Below are 23,282 nucleotides of genomic sequence, written 5' to 3' on the forward strand. Positions count from 1 at the left end.
GGCCGCTGCGTGCCCGACCGGCCCGGCGGCCGTTTTTTACCCCGACAATCCACGTTGCCGGTCGAGCGGCAGGACAAGGTCGGCCCGCGCCGGCATCTCGTGCAGGATCCAGCGCGTGAGCCGTTCGTAGTGTGCGACGAACCGCGCGACGCCCGCGCGGTCCATCAGCCCATCCGTGGGGCGGCCTTGCGCGATCAGCCGGCGGCGCAGTGTTTCCTCCTGTTCGGCGCGCCAGTCCGCCACGATCTCGAACCCCGGCGCGGCGAGCAGCACCAGCCGGTCGATCCGCGCGAACAACGCGGCATAATCGTGCGCCAGCGCCGCATCGACCGCGCGACGCCAGCGACCCTGCGCATCCTCGTCGCGCTCCAGCGTGTTGACCGGTTCGGCCAGCGCGGCCGACCCTTGCGGTCGCGCGCCGACGCACCATCCCTCGAAGATCAGCAGGTCGAGCTTCGCTGGTGCTATCGGCCAGCATTCCACCGGTTCGGGTTCGTCGCGCGCCTTGTTGAACCGGGGCAGGGGCACGCTGTGTCCGGCGCGGATCGCGTCGATCACCGCGATGCCGTGCGCCACGTCATGCGTCAGCGGCACGCCGCGCGTGCGCAGCAGCGGATGGATGGTGCGGGCGAGCGCGGCGCGTGCTTCTCCGCCCAGATACAGGTCGTCGAGCGACAGGATGGCGACGCGCCAGCCGTCCGCCGCCAGCCGCCCGGCCAGCGCGGCGGCCAGCGTCGACTTGCCCGATCCCTGCGCACCGCACAGGCCGAGGACCAGCGGCTCTCGCGCGCGCCAGTCGCGAACCCTGGCTTCCAGCCGTTCGAGTGATCCGGTCATCGCGTGGAGCCTATTTGAAAATTCGCGGTAGAGCGAATTTCGAGGCGGTGCCGGCCCGCTCCCCCGCCCATCCACCCACAGCGTATCCTGATTGGGTGGACGGGCGGGAGAGCGGGCCGGCAACGCAAAATGCGTTCCGACGCATTTTCAAACCAGCCCTCTCAGCGTCGCCGGAACTCGGGGGCGCGCCGTTCGGCGAAGGCGGCGCGGCCTTCGCGTGCGTCGTCGGTCGCGAAACAGATCGCCTGGAGGTCGCGTTCATATTCGATCGCCTTGTCCCACGGCATGGAGAAGGCGGCGCGCAGGTTCAGCTTGGCGGTTTCGGCGGCGATCGGCGCGCGTGATGCTATGACGCCCGCGATCTCACAGGCGCGTGCCATCAGACGGTCGGGGGCGACGACCTCGCTCACCAGCCCCCATGCCAGCGCGCGATCGGCATCGATCATGTCGCCGGTCAGCAGCAGCATCGCCGCGTTCGACGGCCCGGCGGCATAGGCGAGCCCCGCCGCCATGCCGCCCCCGCCGATCCAGCCTAGCTTGATCTCGGGCGCGGCGAAGCGGGCGTTGGTCGATGCGATGCGGATGTCGCACGCCATCGCGGTTTCCAGCCCGCCGCCCAGCGCATAGCCGTTGACCGCCGCGATCACCGGCTTGCGACAGGCGCGCAGCGCGTCGCAATAATCGGCACGGTTGCGGAAATCCCATGGCGTCGCATAGCCGTCGAGCGTGGTGATGTCCGATCCCGCGCTGAACGCCTTTTCGCCCGCCCCCGTCACCACCACCGCGCGTACCGCGTCGGACCGGTTGCACTCGCCGACCGCCGCGACCAGCGCCTCGGCCATCGCCGGGGTCATCGCGTTCAGCTTGTGCGGCCGGTCGATCACGATCGTCGCGACGCGGTCGGCGATGGTGAAGCGCAGCTCGTCGGTCATGTTTCCGCTCCGGGCAGGTGGTATCGGGAATACGCCGCATCGACCGTGTCGAGCACCGCGTCGGCCGTCAGGTCGCGCAGCAACCCGTCGCGGATCGCCGCCGATGCCGCCGTCTGGAACGCGATGGCATGGTCGTGGCGCGGACGGATCAGCGCCGCCTCGATCGTCGCGCGGGTCGCGCCATAGAATCCGCGCACGGCGGCATCGACCGCCGGATCGGTCCATGCCGAACGGAACGACGGCTGCCCGTCATGCGCCGGAATGAAACCGCGTTGCGCGGCGTCGGACAGCAGCCAGCGCAGATGGTCGAGCAGCTCGGGCGTGACCTTCGCACGGCGCGACACGGCGATGCCGGTGCCGCCCAGCGTCGATCCGATGCGCTTGGCCGTCGGCGCGTCGGCATAGCGGACCTGCCCGGCGGCGGCATAGTTCACATAGCCGTAGATCAGCGGACACAGCGCCGGACCGTCGCCCGCCGCCATCGCTTCGAGCAGCGCGATCGGGTTCATCGCCGCCGCCGCACGAGTCGCATCGCCGGTCAGCCGCGCCATCAGCGCCCACGCCTCACGGGCGAGCGCGCGGTCGACGAACCGGTCGCCCGGTCGCGTCGGCGCGTCGGCCAGCGCGCCGCAGATCGACTGGAACGTCAGCGCGGCATGCGGTCCGGCCAGCGACAGCGCGACCGGGACCCGCTCGGCCAGCGCGACCACCGCCGCCCAGGTCGCCGGCACCGGTTCGGTCATATCGGTACGGATCGCCATGACCTGCGTCGCTGCATCAAGCGGCAGCGCCCAGTGCCGCCCGGCATAGCGATAGCTGGCCAGCGACGGCCCGATCGCCGCCTGCCCCCATGCCGCCAGTTCGTCGGCGGCGAACAGCGATTCCAGCGGGATCAGACAATCGGCCGCGACCGCCTCGCCGACATGCGGATGGTCGAGCACCACCAGATCATACGCTGCGCACTGCTCGGCGATGGAGCGCGACTCGAACCCCTCCAGTGGGTGCTTGTCCCATGCGATCAGCGTGCCGCCCGCCGCCGCCAGCGCGTTGTAGCCGCGCGGATGGTCCCAGGTCAGGCCGCGAACGCTCATGCGTGCTGCCGCACGACGCCGGATTCGATCAGCCGGTTGATCGCCGCGCCATCCAGCCCCAGCTCGCCCAGCACCTCGCGGCTGTGCTCGCCCACCAGCGGCGCGCCGCGTGCGATCGTGGAGGGGGTTTTCGAAAAGCGGATCGGGAAGCCCGGCGTCTTGACCCGCCCTTCGGTTGGGTGGTCATATTCGACGAAGGTGCCGTTGTGGCGGATCTGCGGATCGTCGACCAGATCGGCATAGCCATAGACCGGCCCCGCCCAAATATCGACCGCGCGGAACCGTTCGAGCCATTCGGCGCTGGTCGCCGACGGCAGCGCCGCCTTGACCCGCGCGAAGATCGCATCGCGGTGCGTCCAGCTATCGCGTTCGTCGTCGAGGTCGGCGAAGAACGGATCGCCGAGCAACGCGCCCAGTTTCCTGAGCGGGGCCATCGCCAGCGTGATATAGCCGTCGCTGGTCGCGAAGACGCCGTACGGCGCGCGGATATAGCTGTGGGCATGGGCTTCGGCCGAGCGGGTCTGCGGCTTGTTGCCGATGGTGAACACCGACAGTTCCTGCATCTGGATGGTGGTGATCGCGTCGAGCATGTTGATCTGCACCAACTGCCCCTCACCGGTGCGCTCGCGGTGGAACAGCGCGGCCAGCGCGCCTTCGAACGCCGAATAGGCGGTGACGGCATCGACCAGATATTGCCCGGCGGGGGTCGGCGGCTCGCCCTCCGCCCCGGCCGACAGCATCGCGCCCGACATGCCCTGCAACAACAGGTCCTGTCCGGGATAGCTGCGATACGGCCCGTCCTCGCCATAGCCCGACATCGAGACATAGATCAGCCGCGGGTTGATCGCCGACAGCGTGGCATAGTCGACGCCCAGCCGTTCGGCGACGCCGGGGCGATAGTTCTGGAGGAACACGTCGGCGGTCTTGACCATTTCGAGCAGCAGCGCCTTGCCCTCCGCCGCCTTCAGATCGACCGCGAACGAGCGCTTGTTGCGGTTGAGCGACAGGAACGACACGTTGATGAGGTTGCCGGTCGCCCCGCCGGCCGAGGCATGACGCTGCCATTCGCCCGAAGTCGGTTCGACCTTCACCACATCGGCGCCCAGATCGCCCAGCCGCTGCGCCGCGAACGGCCCGGCCATCGCGATCGAACAGTCGAGCACGCGGATGCCCTTCAGGATAGTCATAGGATCGGTCCTTCAGGCCATGACCCAGCCGCCGTTGACGTGCAGCGTCTGGCCGGTGATGAAACTCGCCTCGTCGGCGGCGAAAAAGGCGATGGCCGCGGCGATGTCGGCGGCGGTCCCGCGCCGCTTGATCGCCTGCGCGTCGAGCACCATGCGGTTGTACCCGTCCGGGTCGGGGTGGATCGCCTCGGCATCGGTCGGAAAGGCACCGGGCGCGATCGCGTTGACGGTGACGCCATACGGGCCGAACTCGCGCGCCCATGCCCGCGTCAACCCAACCAGCGCACCCTTCGACGCGACATAGGGCGACAGGTTCGCCCAGCCGCCCGAAATGGTGATGCTGGCGATGTTGACGATCCGCCCGAAACCGCGCGCGCGCATCCCCGGCAGCGCCGCCTGTACCGCGACGATCCCGGCATCGACGTTCACCCGCTGGACGAACTGATGCTCCTCGATCGAATAGTCCTCGAACGGTTTCGACGGATAGACGGCGGCGTTGTTGACCACCACGTCGATACCGCCCAACTCGGCGATCAACCGGTTCAGCTCGGCGCGCAAGCCGGCGAGATCGGACAGGTCGACGGTCGATACCACCAGCCGCCCGGTGTCGACGGCGCTTGCCGCATCGCGCAGCTTCGCGACCTTGGCGGGATCATTGTCGATCGCGATCACGGTCGCCCCGCGCCGCATCAGCAGCAAGGTCGTGTCGAGCCCCAGCCCGCCCGCCGCGCCGGTATAGAGAATGGTGCGACCGATCACGATCGCCCCTCGATCGGCGGGAAGATGCCGCTGGGCTGTGGGTATTCTTCGTCCGGCTGGCGCGCGACCGCTTCGATGCGGGCGACGGCACCTGCCACCGCCGCAGCATCGGGCAGCAGCCGCAGCACGGTGTCGTACCGCCGCTCTTGCCCATGTTCCAGTTCGATCAGCTCGCCGCGATCACGCGCGAAATCCTTGCCCATGACGTGGTTGGTCGATGGCTCGATGCCCAGCGCATAATGGCCGGCGTGGAAATTCTGCCACTGGTACATCGCCGGGAACTGGGCCTTCAGCGTCTCCACCTCGAAGCCGAAGCCGATCGCCTCGTTGACTAGCGCGACGTTGACCCGGCCTTGGGAATCGACGGCCATGTCGTGCTGCCACACCTGTTCGTGGAAATCGGCGATCGGGGCGGGGGCGGTGCGATAGCCCACCCCTTGCGCGTCATACTGGTCGGCGTGCGCTGCCCAGATCACGTCGCGGATCGGCGCGACATAGCGCGCGCCCTGCGCCAGCACCGGATGGCCAACGTTGATATGATAGCAATACATGTGCGGCGTGCGATAGAAACCGTGGTTGACCACGCGGTCGTGCAGCCGGATCTCGTCCCCGCCGACATCGGCCTCGATCCGGCGGATCAGGTGCAAGTCCTCGCCGAACACCGTCGATTGCTGCACCACGCCTTCGGCCCACAACACGCAGTCGTCGCCGTCCCAGCGCTCGCCGTAACCGGTCAGTCGCGCCGGGATCGTGCCGATGCGGCCGTGGAGCGACGACGACACCTTGGTGCGGGGGCCGTAATGATAATGGCCGGCCGGATCGTCGTGCATGAACAGCGTGTGGTCGAGGCCGCAGGTGATGTTCAGCCCCGACATCGACCGGAACCAGCCGAGCCCGCCCTCGCCCTCATAGTCGTGCAGGCCGGGGTGGCGGAACCCGGAAGGCGAATGCCACCCCACCGCGCGCCCGGCGTGTTCGCACTCGGCGATGTCCATCGCCCGGTCGACCAGCACGGTGAAGCGCAGCCCGGTGCCGGTCCGGAATTCGAGCTGGCGGATACCGCGCTCCACCCCGTCGCCCAGCGTCGACAGCCGCACGCCGGCAAACTGCGACAATGCCCCGGTCCGGGTCGCCAGCGTCCGCCGCGACATCGTCTCGCCGAACAGCGTGACCACCCTGCCTCTCCTATATCATAAGACGTATGATGTTTAACTAGTGTATCCGCGATCGTCAATCGTCGATCGCGAAGGTCCAGTCGCCCGATCCGATGCCGAACCGCACCACGTCATCGGTTTCGCGCAGGTCGTGGATGGCGGGATGGTCGCGCAGCGCGCGGCCGCCCTCGCGCCACATGCGGCGCATCGGCAGTTCGACCTCGGCGGTGGCGTTGGCCGGAACGGAAAGCGCCAGCGCGGTGAGCCCGTCGGCGTCGCCCTGCGTCCGCGTCGCGATTCGCCCGACGCAGGAATCATAGCGGGCCTCGACCCGGCCGATCCCCGGCAGCCACAGCGGCCGCACCGCGATCCGGCGGAACCCCGGCGCGGCGGGCGCGATCCCGGCGAGCCGGCGATAGAAGAAGCCGACCACCGCGCCGAAGGCGTAATGATTGTAGCTGTTCATCGCGATGTCGCCGGTATCGCCGTTCCACCGCTCCCACACGCTGGTCGCACCCTGCGCCGCCATATAGCCCCAGCCCGGATAGCCGGTCTGGAGCAACAGCGCCTCGACTTCGGCCAGCAGCCCGGCATCGGCCAGCACGTCGAGCAGATAGGGCGTGCCGAGAAACCCGGTCGACAGCGTCATGCCCCGTGCGCGAATATCGTCGGCCAGCACGCGCGCGGCGGCGGCGCGCCGCTCCGGCGGCACCAGCCCCATGTGCAGCGCCAGCACCTGCCCGGTCTGGCTACCGTTGCCGACCCTGCCGCCCTGGCCGCCATATTCGGCGGCGAACGCAGCGCCCACCCGCCGGCGCAGCGCGCGATAGTCCGCCGCCTCGGCGTGCCGCCCGGTCGCGTCGGCCATCGCCGCCATCAGATCGGCGGTCCATGCCCAATAGGCGGTGGCGCACAGCCCGCGCGGCGTCGTCTCGTCGTCGGGCTTCACCGCGTCGACCGACAGCCAGTCGCCGAGATCGAGCCCGCGATCGTGACGCCACACGCCATCAGGGTTGGCGGCGGCGACATGCGCCATCCACCGTGTCATCGCCGTCCAGTTCTCGTCGATGACCGCCGTGTCGCCGTAGCGCTGCCACAGTTGATACGGCAGGATCACGCCCGCTTCGCTCCACCCGGCGGTGACGACGTGCGGGTAGGACTGCGGCTGCGGCACGACGATGGGATAGCCGCCGTCGGCGCGCTGGGCGGCGCGGACGTCGATCAGGAAGCGGCGCAGGAAGGGGGCAACCTCCATGTTGAACGCCGCGGCGTCGAGGAACACCTGAATATCGCCCATCCACCCCATGCGTTCGTCGCGCTGCGGGCAATCGGTCGGCACGGCGAAGAAGTTCGACCGCTGGCTCCACAGCGCGTTGTGCCAGATCGTCTGCAACAGCGGCGCATCGGCGAAGCGCATCGCGCCGGTGATGCGGCAATCGCTGTGGACGACGATGCCGACGACATCCTCCACAGCCGGTACGCCCGGATAGCCCTCGACCTCGACATAGCGGAAGCCGTGATAGGTGAACGAGGGTTCGAAGCGTTCGCGCGCCCCGGTCCCCGCCAGAATGAACCGGTCGGTCGCGCGGGCGAGGCGCAGATTGGCCATGTCGACCGTGCCGTCGTCGCCGAGCAGTTCGGCGAACCGCGCGGTGATCGTCGTGCCTGCCGCGCCTTTGGCGGCGATCCGTACCCAGCCCGAGAAATTCTGCCCGAAATCGAACACGAACCGGCCCGGCACCGGCTCGGCGACGCTCACCGCGCGTCGTTCCTCCACCGCGCGCAGCGGCGGCGAGACGAGCGGCAGCAGCGCGGCATCCGGCGCGGTGCCGATGGCGGCGGTGGCCCAGCCCGAATCGTCGAACCCGGCATGATCCCATCCCGTGATCGTCCGGCGCGCGTCGACCGTCTCGCCGTCGTAGATTTCCGACCGCACGATCGGGGAGGGGGCGATGCGCCAGCCGGGACCGGTCAAGATCCGCTGCGTGGTGCCATCGGCGTAATCGATGTGCAGTTCGGCGCGCACCCGGCGCGGGGCGGGGCCGAACGCATAGCGTTCGATCCGCCAGCCGAACGGGCTGGCATACCATCCGTCGCCGACCGTCAGTCCGATGGCGTTGTCGCCCGGTACGATCAGCGCGGTAACGTCGACGCTCTCGTAGAAGACATGGGCATCGGCGACGCTGATTTCGGGGGAGAGGATCGCGTCCGACACCCGTTGCCCGTTGATCGTCGCGATATGGCTGCCGAGCGCGGTCGCATATAGGCGCGCGGCGACGATCCCGCCGCGCGCGACGAAGTCGTGGCGCAGCAGCATCGCGGGTTCGGCCGGGCGCGGATCGTTGCGGGCGTTCGATCCGCTCGGCACCGCGCGGGGCCAGTCGCCCGCGTCGAATGCCGCGTCCCGCCACCCCGCCGGCGGATCGGGCAGCACCCGCCAGTCGGGGCCGCTGACGATGCGCTCGATGCGGCCGTCGGCGTGGTGCAGGCGGATCAGGCTGGCGAACGCACCGCCATCGACCGGGAAGAAGCCGGTGACATCGGCGTCGACCGCGACGCAGATGCTGGCCCGGCCGGGACGCAGCATCGCCACGACGGGAGCGAGCGATCCCCAGAACGGCAGCGGACTGTCATATCCCCATGGCTGGTCGAGCGCTGCGGCCACGCCATCGACCCACACGCCACGCAGATGATCCTTGCCGGCGACCCATAGCTCGGCATGCACCACGTCGGGCGGGACGATGAGGTCGAGGCGGAAGCCGTGCGGGCGCGGGTCGAGCGCGGTGTCGCTCCACACCCATGCCATGCCCGCCGCGCGGTCGGCGGCGGCGATTTCGTCCTCCGCCTCGATCCAGTCGGCGCGCCATGTGTCGAACAGGCCCGCCTCGAACCATGCCGGCGGGGAGCATGCCGTGCGCCCGTCGATCGTGGCGATCTCGACCGACCACGACACCCGTCGCCGGGGGCGAAGCGGCGGGCCGCCATAGGCGATGGCGAAACCGGCATCGGACGCGATGTCGCCGCTGTCCCACACGACGGCCCCGTCCGCTTCGGCGCGGATGCGGTAGCGCGCCTGGACGATGCCGTGGCCGTCGCCCTCGATCCGCCACGACAGGCGTGGAGCGACGACGTGCAGGCCGATCGGATCGACGATAGCTTCGGCACGAAGGTCGACGACGCTCAAGCGCATGCGGCGGCTCCGGTCGGGAGGATCGTCATCAGTAGGAGCTGAACAATGCCTGCCGCGCCAGATTGAGCGCGGCCACCGCGTCCTGCCGGTCCTGCGCCGCCTGCATCGCAGCAAAGTCCAGCTTGTCGAGCGCGCGCTCCACCGTCTTCAGGAAGCCGATCGCCGAATTGGCGGCGGCGACGCTGTCCTCGCGGAACGGGAACTGGTCGAGCTGCCAGACGCCCTCCCACCCGTTCTTGCGCAGCGTGTAGAAGAATTCGAACAGCTCGATCGGGTGGATCGACCCGGCGATCAGATCGTCGTCCCACCCGCGCAGATTGTCGTTCACGTCCATCCCGAACAGCCGGCCATGGTCGATCGCCAGTTGCGCCGCGTCGGCCGGGCTCTCGCCGCCGTACAGCGAATGGCCGAAATCGAGCAGGATGCCGACATTGGGCAGGCCCATCCGCTCGATACCCAGCAGGGTGCGCGCGACGCTGTCGTAGCTCATGTGGACGCGCGGCTCGCGCGGCTTGTATTCGATGACGAATTTCAGGTCGGGGTTCTGTCCCGCCAGTTCGGCCACGCCCTCGACGCTCATCCGCCACAACTCGCGGTGGTCGACCTGGAACGGATAGTCCCACCCGTCCTGCCCCGGCCACAGCTTCACATAGTCCGCGCCGAAATGGCGGACGACGCGGGCGGCCTCGTTGCACATCTCGTTGGCGAGGCGGCGGATGCCCGGATCGGGATTGGTGAACGCGCCGCGCGCGAACTGGCGCGTGTAGATTTCGGGGGTGATGCCGATCACCGACAGTCCGTTGCGCGCCAGCGCTTCGTCGACCTGCGACAGCGACAGGCCGGGATCGGCGAAGGGATAGTTGATGTCGACCACCGACAGATCGTCGACCTGCCCGGCCAGATCGATCATGTCGATCAGCGAGCGCGTCTCGCCATAGCCATCGGTGGCGTAGCGATCGACGTAGGTGGCGAAATGCCAGATGCCGGCGCCATAGCGTTGCTTGCCCATCGATCGATCCTCTCGCGAATTTTCGCCACGCGACGCGATTGCGTCCCGCCGATAATCACATATAAGACGTCATATGAATAATATGTCCGCCGCAGGCAATGAGGATTTCGCCGCGCGCGCCGATCGGGTGCGCGCCAGGGCCAACTGGATGCGTCGGCGGCTGCTGGCGATGATCGTCGGGGCGGGGCAGGGGCATCCCGGCGGCGACCTGTCGGCGACCGACATTCTCGCCGCGCTGTATTTCGACATATTGCGGATCGACCCCGCCCGTCCCGACGATCCGAACCGCGACCGGTTCGTGATGAGCAAGGGGCATTGCACTGGCGCGCTTTATTCGGCGCTGGCGGCGCGGGGCTTCTTCCCGGAAAGCGAACTCGACACCTATCTCCAGCCGGAATCGCGGCTGAACGGGCATCCCAACCGGGTGTATCTGCCCGGCGTCGAAACCAACACCGGGCCGCTCGGCCACGGCTTTCCGGTCGCGGTGGGCATCGCCATCGCCGGACAGATCGATCGCGCTGATTACCGCGTCTTCGCGCTCACCGGCGATGGCGAATTGCAGGAAGGCAGCATGTGGGAGGCGGCGATGCTGGCCGGGCACCGGGGGCTGGGCAAGCTGACCGTGGTGGTCGATCGCAATCGCCTGCAACAAGGCGCGCGGACCGAGGATACCAACGCGCTCGAACCGTTGGCCGACAAATGGCGCGCGTTCGGCTGGGAGGTCGTCGGCGTCGACGGGCATGACGCGGGCGCGCTGCTGGCGGCGTTCGACGCGGCGGCGCGCCCACGCGACCGGCCGCGGTGCATCATCGCCGATACCGCCAAGGGACATGGCGTCAGTTTCATGCGCGATCAGGCCGGCTGGCATCACGGCGTGCCGAATGCCGCGCAATATGCCCAGGCGATCCGCGAACTGGAAGCGGAGATGGCGTCGTGAGCGCCGCCGCGTCCGCGCCCCAAGGTATGTTCGACTGCCGCGACGCCTATGTCGCTGCGCTGGAGGACATGGCGACTACCGACGATCGCATCGTTGCGGTCGTCAACGACTCGGTCGGATCGTCGAAGCTCGGCAAATTCCGCGACCGTTTCCCCGACCGGCTCGTCAACGTCGGCATCGCCGAACAGAATATGGTCAGCGTCGGCGCGGGGCTGGCCAATGGCGGCAAGGTGCCGTTCGTCAGCGGGGCGGGATGTTTCCTGACCGCGCGGGCGATGGAGCAGATCAAGGTCGACTGCGGCTACAGCCAGGCCAACGTCAAGCTGTGCGGCATCTCCAGCGGCGTCGCCTATGGCGAACTGGGCGCGACGCATCACAGTATCGAGGACGTGGCGTGGCTGCGCGCGATCGACAAGCTGACGGTGATCGTCCCCGCCGATCCGTGGCAGACCGATGCCGCGATCCGCGCCGCCGCCGCGCACGACGGCCCGGTCTATATCCGGATCAGCCGGATGCCGGTGCCCGCGCTCGAGCGCGACGACACCCCCTTCGCGATCGGCCGGGCCGAGACGCTGCGCGACGGGGGCGACGTGGCGATCGTCGCCAGCGGGACGCTGGTCCACCGCGCGCTCGCCGCCGCCGCGACGCTGGCGGGCGAGGGGATCGCGGCGCGCGTCGTCAACATGGCCACCGTCTCGCCGATCGATGCCGCCGCGCTGGCCGCAGCGGCGACGACCGGCGCGATCGTGACCGCCGAGGAAGGGCTGGCGCACGGCGGGCTGGGCGGGGCGGTCGCCGAATGGTGCGCGCGCCATGCCCCGGTGCCGATGCGAATGCTGGGCTTTCCCGGCTTCCTGCCGACCGGATCGGCCGACTGGCTGATGGAACGCTTCGGTCTGACCGCCAGCGGGATCGCCGCGGCGGTGCGCGACGTGCTCGGGCAGCGGGCGGCGCGATGAGCCGCCCGGTCATCCTCGCGATCGATCAGGGGACGACTAATACCAAGGCGCTGCTGGTCGCCACCGACGGCACGGTGGTGCGGTCGCGGTCGCGGGCGATGCGCGTTACCTATCCCCGGCCGGGCTGGGCCGAACAATCGGCGTCCGACATCTGGGAAGCGGTCGCCGCGCTGATCGGCGAGCTGGTCGCCTCCGCGCCCGACGTGCGGGTCGCGGCGGTCGCCATCGCCAACCAGCGCGAAACGGTGGTGCTCTGGGACGCGGCTACCGGACAGGCGCTGAGCCCGGCGGTGTTGTGGCAATGCCAGCGATCGGCCGGGCGGCTGGCCGAACTTCGCGCGCAGGGCCACGAACCGCTGGTGCTGGCGCGCACCGGGCTCAGCCTCGACCCGTTGTTCCCCGCCGCCAAGATCGCCGGGCTGCTCGACGCCATGCCCGGCGCGCGCGACCGCGCGGCGCGCGGCGAACTGCGCTGCGGCACGATCGATAGCTGGCTGTTGTGGAATCTGACCGACGGCGCGGTCCATGCGACCGACCACAGCAATGCGTCGCGCACCCAGTTGTTCGATCTCGACCGGCTGTGCTGGGACGAGGACCTTGCGGCGATCTTCGACGTGCCGCTCGCCATGCTGCCGCAGGTGCTGTCGTCGGATGCCGCGTTCGGCACCGTCGCGCCGGGCATCACCGCGCTGCCACCGGGAACCCCGATCCGTGCGATGATCGGCGACAGCCATGCCGCGCTGTTCGCGCACGGGATCGAAACCCCGGGCGGCGGGGTGAAGGCCACGATCGGCACTGGCAGTTCGCTGATGACGCCGACCGACGGCCGGGTGCGCTCGGCGCACGGCCTGTCCGGCACGATCGCGTGGAGCCGGGGCGGGGTCGTCCGCCATGCGCTCGAAGGCAATATCTCGGTGTCGGGACAGGCGGCGGCGTTCGCTACGACATTGCTCGGGCTGGTCGACGAAGCCGCACTGACAGCCTTGGCGGCGAGCGTGCCCGATGCCGGCGGGGTGACGTTCGTGCCCGCGCTCGCCGGGCTGGGCGCGCCGCACTGGCGGCCGCAGGCGCGCGGGCTGATCGGCGGCATGACGCTGGCGACCCGCCCGGCGCATGTCGCCCGCGCGACGCTCGACGCGATCGCCTTGCAGATCGCCGACGTGCTGGCGGCGATGGAGGCCGATCTCGGCCGGCCGTGTGCGACCGTGTCGGTCGATGGCGGCGCGGCGAAGAACCCGTTGCTGGCGCAGATCCTGGCCGACCTGACCGGCCGGTCGATCGTCCGCCCGCATGCCGCCGAGGCCAGCGCGCTGGGCGCGGCGCGGATGGCGGCCGGGGCGATGGGACTGGACGGCACCGACCTGCGGCTGGTGCCCGAACAGGTGTTCGCACCCGCGATCGACGCGGCGGCACGGGCGGCGATGCGGGCCGGCTGGGCCGGCGCGATCGAACGCGCCGGGTGATCTTGGTGCCGGACCGGGCATCCGCCCTGTCCGGCAGGCCGCCCTACGCCGTCCGCCCCTCGATCGGGGCGACATCCATGTCCGCTTCGAGTTCGTCCAATGATTTGCCCTCGTTGCGCGGTGCGCCGAGGTAGCCGATTAGCCCGCTCAGGACCAGGAACCCGGTCAGGATCCATGCCAGCGTCTGGAACCCGGTCGCGGTCAGCAGCGGCACGAAGAAGCTGAAGATGCCCAGCACGATCCGTACGATCCCGAACATCAGCCCCTGCGCCGTCGATCGCAGCAGTGTGGGGAACATCTCCGCGCTCCACAACTGGAAGAAGGATTGCGCGCCGAACCCCTGGCCGATGCTCATCAGCATCACATGGACCAGCGCCATCGACAGCGTCAGCGGAAAGATCGCCAGCAACGACATGCCGATCACCTGGACGATGGCCGATACCAGAAACAGCGTGCGCTGGTTGACCCGGTCGGCCAGCCGCATGAAGATCAGCCAGATCGACAACATGCCAAGCAGGAAGCTGAACGACTGCACTGCCACCGCCATCGCCTGGCTCTGGTTGCCGACGGTGCGCAGGATGTAGGGAAAGAAGAAACCGTTGGTGCCCGCCCACAGGTTCCACATGCCGTACATGCCGGTCAGGAACGCCATCGGCGCGATCCACTGCATTTTCATCAGATCGCGTAAGCGGGCGGGCTGCGCCGCCGCGCCGGCCGCCGGTGCCTTGTCCGCCTGCGCATCCAGCCAGCGTTGCGATTCCTTCATCCGCGATCGCAGGAAGGTCAGCGCGACCGCGAGGATGGCGAGATGCGCGAACACGATCCGCGCGCCGAGCAGCCCGAGCGGTTCGAGCGCGAGGAACATCAGCAGCACGACGACCGGCCCCAGATACCACAGCACCTGCGCCACGCCGCTGTGCTTGCCGCGCGCCCCCTTGGGTGCGGTTTCGGCGATCAGCGACCACGACGCCGGAATGTCCGCGCCCACCGCTAGCCCGACCAGAAAAAAGCCGATCAGTACCATCCACGCATTCATCGCGAAGATCAGCCACAACATGCCGAAGGCGTAGAACAGCATGTCATATTGGTAGATCGTCTTGCGCCCGAACAGGTCGCACAGCCGCCCGCCGACGAACGCGCCGATCCCGGCGGAAATCGCGTTCGGCCCGAACGCGCCGATCAGCCCGACGAAACCGGGGCTGAGGTCATAGGCCTGCATCCACAGCGCGAGCGCGGCCGACCCGGCGACGATCGATCCGGCATCGATATAGTTGGCCAGCCCGGCGAGAATCGTGTTCTTCCAGTCGTTTCGGTCGGAACCGATCCCCTCCGCGATTGCGCCTTCCATTCCCGCTCCCTCCGGTTCTATAATCATATGACGACATATGATATTATGGGCTGCGGTGCAATTGGAGAGCGATGGTGACGGTTTCGCGAAGGACCATATTGGGCGGCGGCGCGGCAGCGGCGGCCGCCGCGCTGACCCCCGCCGCAGCGGCGAGCGCCACCGCGCGGGTCGAGCGCTGGGGCCTGCATGAGATCGTGCTGGATGGCCCGGCGGGCGGCAATCCGTTCGACGACGTGACGCTGGCGGCGATCTTCACGCTGGGCACGACGCGCATTGTCGTGCCCGGCTTCTACGACGGCGACGGCACCTACCGCATCCGTTTCAGCCCGCCGTCGCTCGGGCGATGGACATGGACGACGGCGAGCAACGTCGCCGCGCTCGACGGGCGAAGCGGCGCGGTGGACAGCGTGCCGCCGTCGCCTGGCAACCATGGCCCGGTGCGGATGACGCGCGACGGTTATCATTTCGTCCATGCCGACGGTACGCCCTACCGCCCGGTGGGGACGACCGCCTATTCATGGGCGCTGCAATCCGACGCGCAATGCGCGCGCACGCTGGCGACGCTGAAGGTCGGACCGTTCAACAAGATCCGCATGTGCGTATTCCCCAATGTCGCATCGGTCGCGACCGACCCGTTCGTGCGGACCGGCGGTGCCCCGCGCGACTGGGACCCCGCCCGGTTCGATCCCGCCTATTTCCGCCGGTTCGAGGATCGCCTCCGCCGGCTGGGCGAGCTGGGGATCGAGGCCGACGTCATCCTGTTCCACCCCTATGATAAGCGGCGCGGCTATTCGGCGATGCGGCGGTCGGACGACGAACGCTATGTCCGCTACGTCGCGGCGCGGTTCGGGGCGTTTCGCCACGTCTGGTGGGCGATGGCCAATGAATATGACATCGTCGAGGACAAGACGGTCGCCGACTGGGATCATCTGTTCGCGGTGCTGGTCGCCGCCGATCCGCACGACCGGCTGCGCTCGATCCATCAACTCAACGTCTATTACGATCACCGCAAGCCGTGGATCACCCATGCCAGCATCCAGCACGGCGCGGCGGTGCTCGACGACGGGCGCGTCCATCCGCACCGCAATTTCGCGCAGAAGGCGGTGATCTTCGACGAGGTGATCTACGAGGGCAATTCCGACAAGCGCTGGGCGCGGCTGACCGGCGAGCAACTGGTCGAGCGGTTCTGGTGGGGCACGCTCGGCGGCGCCTATGTCGGGCATGGCGAGGTGTTCACCGACACCGGCAATCCCGACCAGTCGTGGCTGGGGCAGGGGGGCAGCCTGCGCGGGACGAGTCCGCCCCGGCTGGCGTTCCTGAACCGCATTCTCGCGAGCGTTCCGTCGCCGGGGATCGATCCGATCCAGCAATTCTGGGACTATCATCTCGGCGGGCGGGACTTCACCTGGTATCTCAAATATTTCGGCAGCAGCCGGCCGACCCGCTGGGACGTCGCGCTGCCCACCCGCGCGGCCGATCCGCACCCCAACTACCGCATCGACATCCTCGACACCTGGAACATGACGATCACCCCGGTGGACGGCGTGTTCCGCATGGTCCAGCGCGACGAATACGACGTCCACGACCCCGCCCGGCCGAGCATCGCCCTGCCCGGCAAACCTTACATCGCGCTGCGGATAACGAAGGTGTGACGGTCGCGGGGTAGTCCGCCAAAGCTCGATCGACAACCCTGTTCGCAGGTGCAATACATCGGCCATGCCAGCCCCTGAGGACCATCGGTCGCCGCTTCGCCGTATCGCCATCGATCGCGGGGGGACGTTCACCGATGTCGTCGCCGAATATGCCGACGGGCGCATCGCCGTCGCCAAGCTGCTGTCGGTCGATCCCGGCCGCTACGACGATGCGGCGGTCGAGGCGGTGCGGCGGCTGTCGGGTACGCCCAAGGGGCCGTTGCCGGCGATCGACGTGCGGATCGGCACCACCGTCGCCACCAACGCGCTGCTCGAACGGCGCGGCGAACCGACGGTGCTGGTCATCACCCGCGGTTTCGGCGACGCGCTGGCGATCGGCTATCAGGACCGGCCCGATATTTTCGCGCGCGCGATCGTCCGGCCGGCGCCACTGGCCGGGCGGGTGGTCGAGGTCGACGAACGGGTCGATGTCGATGGCGCAGTCATACGCCCGCTCGATCTGGCGGCGGCCGAAGCGGCGTTGACCCAAGCCCATGCCGACGGGCTGCGCAGCGTCGCGATCGTCCTGATGCACGGCTGGCGGCATCCGGCGCACGAGGCGGCGCTGGTCGATCTGGCGCGGCGCATCGGCTTCACCTGGATTTCGGCCAGTCACCGCGCCGCGCCATTGATCCGGCTGGTCGCGCGCGGCGATACCACGGTCGCCGATGCCTATCTGTCGCCAGTGCTGCGTCGCTATGTCGACGGACTGACGGCGGCGTTTGGCGGCGCGCCGCTGTTCATGCAGTCGTCGGGCGGGCTGGCCGATGCGGCGGCGGTCAGCGGCAAGGACGCGCTGCTCTCCGGCCCCGCCGGCGGGATCGTCGGCATGGCGGCGGCGGCGACCAACGCCGGGGCGGCGCGCGTGATCGGGTTCGACATGGGCGGCACCTCGACCGACGTGTCGCTGTGGGCGGGCAGCTTCGAGCGGCGGCAAGAGGCGGTGATCGGCGGCGTCCGCGTCTCGGCACCGATGCTGCGGATCGATACGGTGGCGGCGGGCGGCGGTTCGATCTGCCGGTTCGATGGTGGGCGCTTCGTCGTCGGCCCCGAATCGGCCGGGGCCGATCCCGGCCCCGCCTGCTACCGGCGCGGCGGGCCGCTGACCGTCACCGACTGCAACCTCGTGCTCGGCCGGATCGTGCCCGCGCATTTCCCGGCGGTGTTCGGCCCGGCACGCGACCAGCCGCTCGACCGCGACGTCGCCATTGCCCGGCTCGATACGCTGCTGGACGAGGTCGCGACGGCGACCGGCACCCGGCCGGGGCGCGATGCCGCTGCCGAAGGGCTGGTCGCGATCGCGGTCGCCAACATGGCCGGTGCGATCAAGGCGGTGTCGGTCGCTCGCGGCCACGACCCCGCGACCTATGCGCTGATGAGCTTCGGCGGGGCGGGCGGGCAGCACGCCTGCCTCGTCGCCGATGCGCTGGGCATGACCGAAGTGCTGGTCCATCCGCTGGCCGGCGTCCTGTCGGCATGGGGCATCGCGCTAGCCGACCGGCGGAGCGTGCGCCAGCGCAGCGTAGGGCTGCCGCTTGCTGGAGACTGGCGCGCGTTGCTGGACGATCTCGTCGTCGCCGCCCGCGCCGACCTTGGCGACGGGGCGCGTGTCGAGGCGAGCGCGACGCTGCGCTATGCCCGCACCGATCAGGGGATCGACGTGGGGCTGGCCGACGACACGGTGATGGCGGCGGCCTTCACGGCGGCGCACCGCGACCGCTTCGGCTTCGACGGCGACGACATGCTGATCGTCGAGCGGCTCCAGGTCGAGGCGGTGCTGCCCACCACGCCGCTCGCCGCCGCGACGGTGACGGCGACCGGACAGGCACCCGAGACGGTCGAGGTAGCGATGGCCGGCGCGCGCCATGCCACCCCGCTGCACCGGCGCGAGGCGCTCAGCGCCGGACAAAGCGTCGACGGCCCGGCGCTGATCGTCGACGCCACCTCGACGCTCGCGGTTCAGCCGGGCTGGCGCGCGGTGGTGCTGGACGACGGCACGCTGCGGCTGAACCGCGCCGCGCCCCGCGCGCAGGCCAGCGGCGATGCCGGCGTCGATCCGGTCCGTCTCGCCATCTTCGCCGGGCTGTTCATGGGGCTGGCCGAGGAGATGGGCTCGGCGCTCCAGCGCAGCGCCGCATCGGTCAACATCCGCGAACGGCTCGATTTTTCCTGCGCGATCTTCGACGCGCACGGCCATCTCGTCGCCAACGCGCCGCATATTCCGGTGCATCTGGGCAGCATGGGCGATTGCGTCCGCCACCTGATCGCCGCGCGCAGCAGCGACGGGCGGGGCATGCGACCGGGCGACGCCTATGCGGTGAACGATCCCTATCGCGGCGGAACGCACCTGCCCGACATCACCTTGGTCCAGCCGGTGTTCGCCGATGGTGGCGACGCGCCCACCTTCTTCGTCGCGGCGCGCGGCCATCATGCCGATGTCGGCGGGACCAGCCCCGGATCGATGCCCGCCGACAGCCGCACCATCGCCGAGGAAGGCGTGGTGTTCGACGACGTGCTGGTCGTCGCCGACGGGCGGCTGCGTGAGCCTGAATTGCGCGCGCTGTTCGCAAGCGGTCCGCATCCGGCGCGCAACATCGACCAGAACATGGCCGATCTGGCAGCGCAGCTCGCCGCATGCGCGCGCGGCGCGGCGGGGCTTGCCCGGCTGGTCGCCGAACAGGGGCTGGCGGTCGTCACCGCCTATATGGAGCATGTCCAGACCCATGCCGAGACGCTGGCGCGCCGGCTGATCCGCACACTGGGCGACGGCCAATTCGCCTATGCGACCGACGATGGCGCGGTGGTGCGGGTGGCGGTGCGCGTCGACAAGGGCGCAGGCGCGCTCACCGTCGACTTCACCGGCAGCAGCGCGCAGCGGCCGGGCAACACCAACGCCCCGCTGGCGGTGACTCGCGCGGCGGTGCTCTATGTCCTGCGCACCCTCGTCGGCGAGGATGCGCCGCTCAACGACGGGTTCCTGCGGCCGGTGACGCTGATCGTTCCGCAAGGATCGATGCTCAACCCGCGCTTCCCGGCGGCGGTCGTCGCCGGGAACGTCGAAACCAGCCAGGTCGTCACCGACGCGCTGATGGGCGCGCTGGGCGCAATGGCCGCCAGTCAGGGGACGATGAACAACTTCACCTTCGGCGATGCCGATCGCCAATATTACGAGACGATCGCCGGCGGTGCCGGCGCCGGCCCCGGGTTCGTCGGCGCGAGCGCGGTGCAGACGCACATGACCAACAGCCGCCTGACCGATCCCGAAGTGCTGGAGACGCGCTTCCCGGTCCTGATCGAACAATTCGCGATCCGCCACGGATCGGGCGGCGACGGCGCTTGGGCCGGCGGCAACGGCACGACGCGGCGGGTGCGGTTCCGCGCGGCGATGCGCGCCAACATCCTGTCGAACCATCGCAGCATCGCGCCGTTCGGCATGGCCGGCGGCGGTGACGGCGCGGTCGGCGCCAATAGCATCGAACGCGCCGATGGCCGTGTCGAGCGCCTCGGCGCGGTCGCCTCGGCCGACATGGGCGTGGGCGACGTGTTCGTGATCGAGACGCCGGGCGGCGGCGGCTACGGCACTCGTCCAGTGGAGGATCGCTGATGCTGGTCCTGTCGGGCGTCGCGGTCATCGCGCTCGGTTTCCTGCTGCGCTTTAACCCGCTGCTGGTCATCGTCGTCGCCGCCGCCGTCACCGGCCTTGCCGCCGGGCTCGATCCGCTAGCGGTCCTCGCCCGCTTCGGCCATGCGTTCAACGAAACGCGCTACGTCACCGCGATCTACATGGTGCTGCCGGTGATCGGCCTGCTCGAACGCGCCGGGCTTCAGGCGCGCGCCCGCTCGCTGGTACTCGGTCTGAAGGGGCTGACCGTCGGGCGGCTGCTCGCCGGCTATCTGCTGTTCCGGCAATTGTCGGCCGCGCTCGGCCTCACCGCCATCGCCGGCCATGCGCAGACCGTCCGCCCGCTGGTGGCACCGATGGCCGAAGCGGCGGCGGGGGGGCAGGGCACCGCCGATCCCGAAAAGATCCGCGCACTGGCGGCGGCGACCGACAATATCGGGCTGTTCTTCGGCGAGGATATTTTCATCGCGATCGGATCGATCCTGCTGATGAAGGGCGTGCTCGAAGGCTATGGCATCGCCATTGAGCCGTTCCACCTGTCGGTCTGGGCGATCCCGATCGCCATCGCCGCCTTCCTCATCCATGGTCTGCGGCTCTGGCTGCTCGACCGGCGGCTGGCGGGGGCGAAGCGATGATCGGCCTCGGCTTCGTCTATCTCGTCGCCGGCAGTTTCTTCGCCGGCTGCGCGATCCTCGGGATTATCGACCGGCGCTTCGCCAATGCGCTGTTCCACGCGCTGCTTGGCCTCTCGTTCTTCGCGGGCGACCGGATCGGCGACATCGGCAACGGCGTCCTCGTCCTCGCCCTCGTCGCGACCGCCGCGTCGGGGCGGATGCGGCGCGGCGAAAGCGTCGAACCGGCGACCCCCAAAGGCCCGCTGCTTGCGCTGGCGCTGGTCATTCCGGCGGCGGCACTGGGCGGCACGGTGTTGTTCAAACAGGTGCCGGCGCTGGTCGATCCGAAACAGGCGACGCTGGTCGCGCTGGCGGCGGGGGTTCTCGTCGCGCTCGCTTTATGCTGGCTGGCGCTGCGCGCGACGCCGCTCGCCGGGCTGCGCTCGGGTCGCCGCCTGCTCGACGAGATCGGCTGGGCGGCGGTGATGCCGCAACTGCTCGCCAGCCTCGGCGCGGTGTTCGCGCTCGCCGGGGTCGGCGATGTGGTCGGCGGGCTGATCGGCGGGGCGATCCCGGCAGGTAGCGTGTTCGGCGCGGTCGTCGCCTATGGCCTCGGCATGGCGTTGTTCACCATCGTGATGGGCAATGCCTTCGCCGCCTTTCCGGTGATGGCGGCGGCGGTCGGCATTCCGCTGCTGGTCCGCCACTATGGCGGCGATCCCGCGCCGGTCGCCGCGATCGGCATGCTCGCCGGCTTCTGCGGCACGTTGCTGACGCCGATGGCGGCGAACTTCAACATCGTGCCCGCCGCCCTGCTCGACCTCAGCGACCGCTACGGCGTGATCCGCGCGCAGGCGGCGACCGCGCTGCCGCTGCTGCTCTTCAATATCATGCTGTTGTGGTGGGTGCTGACATGAGGACGCTGACCCCGGACCTCGCCGGCCGTTTCGCCCGGATCACGCTCGGCCACATCGACCAGCAATATCCCTACAAGCTCGATCAGGTGCTGGCCGGGCCGCAGGACGTGCGCCCGCCGATCGACCTTCACCCGATCTTCCACGGCAGCTTCGACTGGCATAGCTGCGTCCATGGTTGGTGGCAGTTGCTGACGATCCGCCGCCTGTTCCCCGACCTGCCCGAAGCCGCCGCCATCGCCACCCGCGCCGACATGATGCTGATCCCGGAGCGGGTGGCGGGCGAGCGCGCCCGGCTCGACCAGCCGTTCGCCGCCGGGTTCGAACGCCCCTATGGCTGGGCGTGGCTGCTGGCGCTCCATGCCGAGGCGTGCCGCCACGACGCGCCGTGGGGTGAGGCGCTGGCCCCGCTGGCGCAAGCGTTCGCCGCGCGGTTCCGGGACTTCCTGCCGAAGCTCACCTATCCGATCCGCACCGGCACCCATTTCAACACCGCCTTCGCGCTGGTGCTGGCGCGCGACTGGGCGATGACCCGCGACGCCGCCTTGGTCGCGCTGATCGACGAGCGGGCGCAGGCGTGGTTCCTCGGCGACCGGGGGTGTCAGGCATGGGAGCCATCGGGCGACGATTTCCTGTCGTCGGCGCTGACCGAGGCGCTGCTGATGCGCCGCGTCCTGCCCGAGCCGGCGTTCGCGACATGGTTCGCCGCCTTCCTGCCCGATCTCGATCGCGGCGAGCCGGCGACGCTGTTCCATCCCGTCACCGTGTCCGACCGCAGCGACGGCAAGATCGCCCATCTCGACGGGCTGAACCTCAGCCGCGCATGGTGCTGGCGCGCCATCGCTGTGGGACACCCATTGGAGGACCGGCTGAACGCGGTCGCCGACCGGCACCTCGCCGCCAGCCTGCCGCATCTCGACGATGATTACATGGGCAGCCACTGGCTCGCCACCTTCGCGCTGCTCGCCACCGCCGGTCTGGGTCCCGCCGTGCCGGCACATGCGATCGGGGCGTCGATCCCGGCCGGATGAGTCCTGGCGGCGGCGGGCGTTACCGCTCGACGATGTCGTGCCGCATCGGCGCGAGCTTGGCGAGGAACCGGTTCTGCGCGGCGAAGGCCACGCCCTCGGCACCCATCGCCGCCTGAAGGTTCTCGACCAGCCGGTTCATGTCGCCCTGCTGCACGCCCATGGTCTTGTGCGCGTTCAGCATGTCGCGCCCGGTGTAGCTGCATCCGGCGTTCAGGATGTAGCAGAAATGCTCGAACAGCGTCCGTTTCAAGCGGACCTGATCGTGGTTGGCGAAGACCTCGCCGATGTGCCGGTCGGCGAAGTTCGTCGCGACGAAGCGGTCGACGATCCGGCGGATACCCGGCTGTCCGTGGAACGCGCGCGCCATGCCCTCGCCGGCAAAGGGCGTCGCGCCGGCGTTCGCGGCGTCCACCTTGTACGGCTCGACCGGTTCTTCGCCGGGCATCGCATGGGCGGGCGGATGGTCCTGCGCCACCGGTGACAGGGTGAGGAGGAGGGCGGCAAGGATCATGATGACGAGGTCCGGTAGAGGTGGGAGGGACTG

The 23,282-nt window shown here is 69.5% G+C and carries 18 protein-coding genes; 8 read left to right on the forward strand and 10 right to left on the reverse strand.

Translation table 11 applies throughout. The features are described from left to right. Positions 1–36: 36 nt before the first annotated feature. From ASG37_RS07710 to ASG37_RS07745, 8 genes are all read right to left on the reverse strand, one after another. A complete protein-coding gene (locus tag ASG37_RS07710) occupies positions 37–837 on the reverse strand; it encodes a kinase (protein ID WP_055757841.1) in 801 nt (266 codons plus the stop codon). Between the two features lie 161 nt (positions 838–998). After that, positions 999–1,769 carry an enoyl-CoA hydratase/isomerase family protein gene (locus ASG37_RS07715; RefSeq protein WP_055757843.1) on the reverse strand — a complete coding sequence of 257 codons (771 nt, stop codon included), beginning with the start codon at positions 1,767–1,769 and terminating at the stop codon, positions 999–1,001. Then, entirely contained in the window at positions 1,766–2,860 is a 1,095-nt protein-coding gene (locus tag ASG37_RS07720) for an extracellular solute-binding protein (RefSeq protein WP_055757845.1), read from the reverse strand. Before ASG37_RS07720 ends, ASG37_RS07715 begins: the two co-directional genes overlap by 4 nt. Then, complete coding sequence (locus ASG37_RS07725) at positions 2,857–4,047, reverse strand: CaiB/BaiF CoA transferase family protein (protein ID WP_055757848.1); 1,191 nt, start codon at positions 4,045–4,047, stop codon at positions 2,857–2,859. Before ASG37_RS07725 ends, ASG37_RS07720 begins: the two co-directional genes overlap by 4 nt. Before the next feature lie 12 nt (positions 4,048–4,059). Further along, a complete protein-coding gene (locus ASG37_RS07730; protein WP_055757851.1) occupies positions 4,060–4,806 on the reverse strand; it encodes an SDR family NAD(P)-dependent oxidoreductase in 747 nt (248 codons plus the stop codon). Next, a complete protein-coding gene (locus tag ASG37_RS07735) occupies positions 4,803–5,981 on the reverse strand; it encodes an aldose 1-epimerase family protein (RefSeq protein ID WP_055757854.1) in 1,179 nt (392 codons plus the stop codon). The genes ASG37_RS07730 and ASG37_RS07735 overlap by 4 nt, the downstream gene beginning before the upstream one ends. A 55-nt stretch (positions 5,982–6,036) precedes the next feature. Further along, positions 6,037–9,150 carry an alpha-L-rhamnosidase gene (locus ASG37_RS07740; protein ID WP_055757856.1) on the reverse strand — a complete coding sequence of 1,038 codons (3,114 nt, stop codon included), beginning with the start codon at positions 9,148–9,150 and terminating at the stop codon, positions 6,037–6,039. A 28-nt stretch (positions 9,151–9,178) separates the two neighbouring features. Further along, positions 9,179–10,159: a sugar phosphate isomerase/epimerase family protein gene (locus ASG37_RS07745; protein ID WP_055757859.1), complete on the reverse strand. Its 981-nt coding sequence runs from the start codon at positions 10,157–10,159 to the stop codon at positions 9,179–9,181. Between the two features lie 73 nt (positions 10,160–10,232). Between ASG37_RS07745 and ASG37_RS07750 the strand changes: the two genes are divergently transcribed. From ASG37_RS07750 to ASG37_RS07760, 3 genes are read left to right on the forward strand one after another with little or no spacing between them, the layout of a single operon-like run. After that, positions 10,233–11,096 (forward strand): transketolase, encoded by an 864-nt coding sequence (locus tag ASG37_RS07750; RefSeq protein WP_082448096.1) that lies wholly within the window; start codon positions 10,233–10,235, stop codon positions 11,094–11,096. Positions 11,097–11,122: 26 nt separating this feature from the next. Continuing rightward, positions 11,123–12,055, forward strand: a complete 933-nt coding sequence (locus ASG37_RS07755) for a transketolase family protein (protein WP_055757862.1) — start codon at positions 11,123–11,125, stop codon at positions 12,053–12,055. Beyond that, positions 12,052–13,518, forward strand: a complete 1,467-nt coding sequence (locus ASG37_RS07760) for an FGGY family carbohydrate kinase (RefSeq protein WP_055757865.1) — start codon at positions 12,052–12,054, stop codon at positions 13,516–13,518. The genes ASG37_RS07755 and ASG37_RS07760 overlap by 4 nt, the downstream gene beginning before the upstream one ends. Before the next feature lie 43 nt (positions 13,519–13,561). On the opposite strand, the gene ASG37_RS07765 is transcribed toward ASG37_RS07760, so the two are convergent. Continuing rightward, positions 13,562–14,866, reverse strand: coding sequence for an MFS transporter (locus tag ASG37_RS07765; protein ID WP_055757867.1), 1,305 nt, complete (start codon positions 14,864–14,866; stop codon positions 13,562–13,564). A gap of 71 nt (positions 14,867–14,937) precedes the next feature. On the opposite strand from ASG37_RS07765, the gene ASG37_RS07770 reads away from it, so the two are divergent. The 5 genes from ASG37_RS07770 to ASG37_RS07790 all read left to right on the forward strand — a co-directional run bounded on the left by ASG37_RS07770 (position 14,938) and on the right by ASG37_RS07790 (position 22,738). Next, positions 14,938–16,518: a DUF5060 domain-containing protein gene (locus ASG37_RS07770; protein WP_235525145.1), complete on the forward strand. Its 1,581-nt coding sequence runs from the start codon at positions 14,938–14,940 to the stop codon at positions 16,516–16,518. A gap of 64 nt (positions 16,519–16,582) precedes the next feature. Further along, on the forward strand, positions 16,583–20,161 hold the full coding sequence (locus ASG37_RS07775; protein WP_055757870.1) for a hydantoinase B/oxoprolinase family protein: 3,579 nt from the start codon (positions 16,583–16,585) through the stop codon (positions 20,159–20,161). Next, a complete protein-coding gene (locus tag ASG37_RS07780; protein ID WP_055757872.1) occupies positions 20,161–20,814 on the forward strand; it encodes a DUF969 domain-containing protein in 654 nt (217 codons plus the stop codon). The genes ASG37_RS07775 and ASG37_RS07780 overlap by 1 nt, the downstream gene beginning before the upstream one ends. After that, the gene (locus ASG37_RS07785) at positions 20,811–21,710 is read left to right on the forward strand and encodes a DUF979 domain-containing protein (protein WP_055757875.1); all 900 of its coding nucleotides are present in this window, start codon (positions 20,811–20,813) and stop codon (positions 21,708–21,710) included. Before ASG37_RS07780 ends, ASG37_RS07785 begins: the two co-directional genes overlap by 4 nt. Next, the gene (locus ASG37_RS07790; RefSeq protein ID WP_055757878.1) at positions 21,707–22,738 is read left to right on the forward strand and encodes a DUF2891 domain-containing protein; all 1,032 of its coding nucleotides are present in this window, start codon (positions 21,707–21,709) and stop codon (positions 22,736–22,738) included. Before ASG37_RS07785 ends, ASG37_RS07790 begins: the two co-directional genes overlap by 4 nt. 19 nt (positions 22,739–22,757) lie before the next feature. Here the strand turns inward: ASG37_RS07790 and ASG37_RS07795 are convergent, their stop codons facing one another. Next, a complete protein-coding gene (locus tag ASG37_RS07795; protein WP_082448098.1) occupies positions 22,758–23,249 on the reverse strand; it encodes a group I truncated hemoglobin in 492 nt (163 codons plus the stop codon). Between the last annotated feature and the right edge of the window lie 33 nt (positions 23,250–23,282).

This window comes from Sphingomonas sp. Leaf407 (assembly GCF_001425385.1).
Lineage (GTDB): Bacteria > Pseudomonadota > Alphaproteobacteria > Sphingomonadales > Sphingomonadaceae > Sphingomonas.

Bases quoted from the DNA above. Each gene is read 5' to 3' on its own strand.
- ASG37_RS07795 (WP_082448098.1), bottom strand. From the start codon at position 23,249: ATGATCCTTGCCGCCCTCCTCCTCACCCTGTCACCGGTGGCGCAGGAC.
- ASG37_RS07775 (WP_055757870.1), top strand. From the start codon at position 16,583: ATGCCAGCCCCTGAGGACCATCGGTCGCCGCTTCGCCGTATCGCCATC.
- ASG37_RS07755 (WP_055757862.1), top strand. From the start codon at position 11,123: ATGTTCGACTGCCGCGACGCCTATGTCGCTGCGCTGGAGGACATGGCG.
- ASG37_RS07745 (WP_055757859.1), bottom strand. From the start codon at position 10,159: ATGGGCAAGCAACGCTATGGCGCCGGCATCTGGCATTTCGCCACCTAC.
- ASG37_RS07765 (WP_055757867.1), bottom strand. From the start codon at position 14,866: ATGGAAGGCGCAATCGCGGAGGGGATCGGTTCCGACCGAAACGACTGG.
- ASG37_RS07715 (WP_055757843.1), bottom strand. From the start codon at position 1,769: ATGACCGACGAGCTGCGCTTCACCATCGCCGACCGCGTCGCGACGATC.
- ASG37_RS07750 (WP_082448096.1), top strand. From the start codon at position 10,233: ATGAATAATATGTCCGCCGCAGGCAATGAGGATTTCGCCGCGCGCGCC.
- ASG37_RS07720 (WP_055757845.1), bottom strand. From the start codon at position 2,860: ATGAGCGTTCGCGGCCTGACCTGGGACCATCCGCGCGGCTACAACGCG.
- ASG37_RS07710 (WP_055757841.1), bottom strand. From the start codon at position 837: ATGACCGGATCACTCGAACGGCTGGAAGCCAGGGTTCGCGACTGGCGC.
- ASG37_RS07760 (WP_055757865.1), top strand. From the start codon at position 12,052: ATGAGCCGCCCGGTCATCCTCGCGATCGATCAGGGGACGACTAATACC.
- ASG37_RS07725 (WP_055757848.1), bottom strand. From the start codon at position 4,047: ATGACTATCCTGAAGGGCATCCGCGTGCTCGACTGTTCGATCGCGATG.
- ASG37_RS07770 (WP_235525145.1), top strand. From the start codon at position 14,938: ATGGTGACGGTTTCGCGAAGGACCATATTGGGCGGCGGCGCGGCAGCG.
- ASG37_RS07790 (WP_055757878.1), top strand. From the start codon at position 21,707: ATGAGGACGCTGACCCCGGACCTCGCCGGCCGTTTCGCCCGGATCACG.
- ASG37_RS07785 (WP_055757875.1), top strand. From the start codon at position 20,811: ATGATCGGCCTCGGCTTCGTCTATCTCGTCGCCGGCAGTTTCTTCGCC.
- ASG37_RS07740 (WP_055757856.1), bottom strand. From the start codon at position 9,150: ATGCGCTTGAGCGTCGTCGACCTTCGTGCCGAAGCTATCGTCGATCCG.
- ASG37_RS07780 (WP_055757872.1), top strand. From the start codon at position 20,161: ATGCTGGTCCTGTCGGGCGTCGCGGTCATCGCGCTCGGTTTCCTGCTG.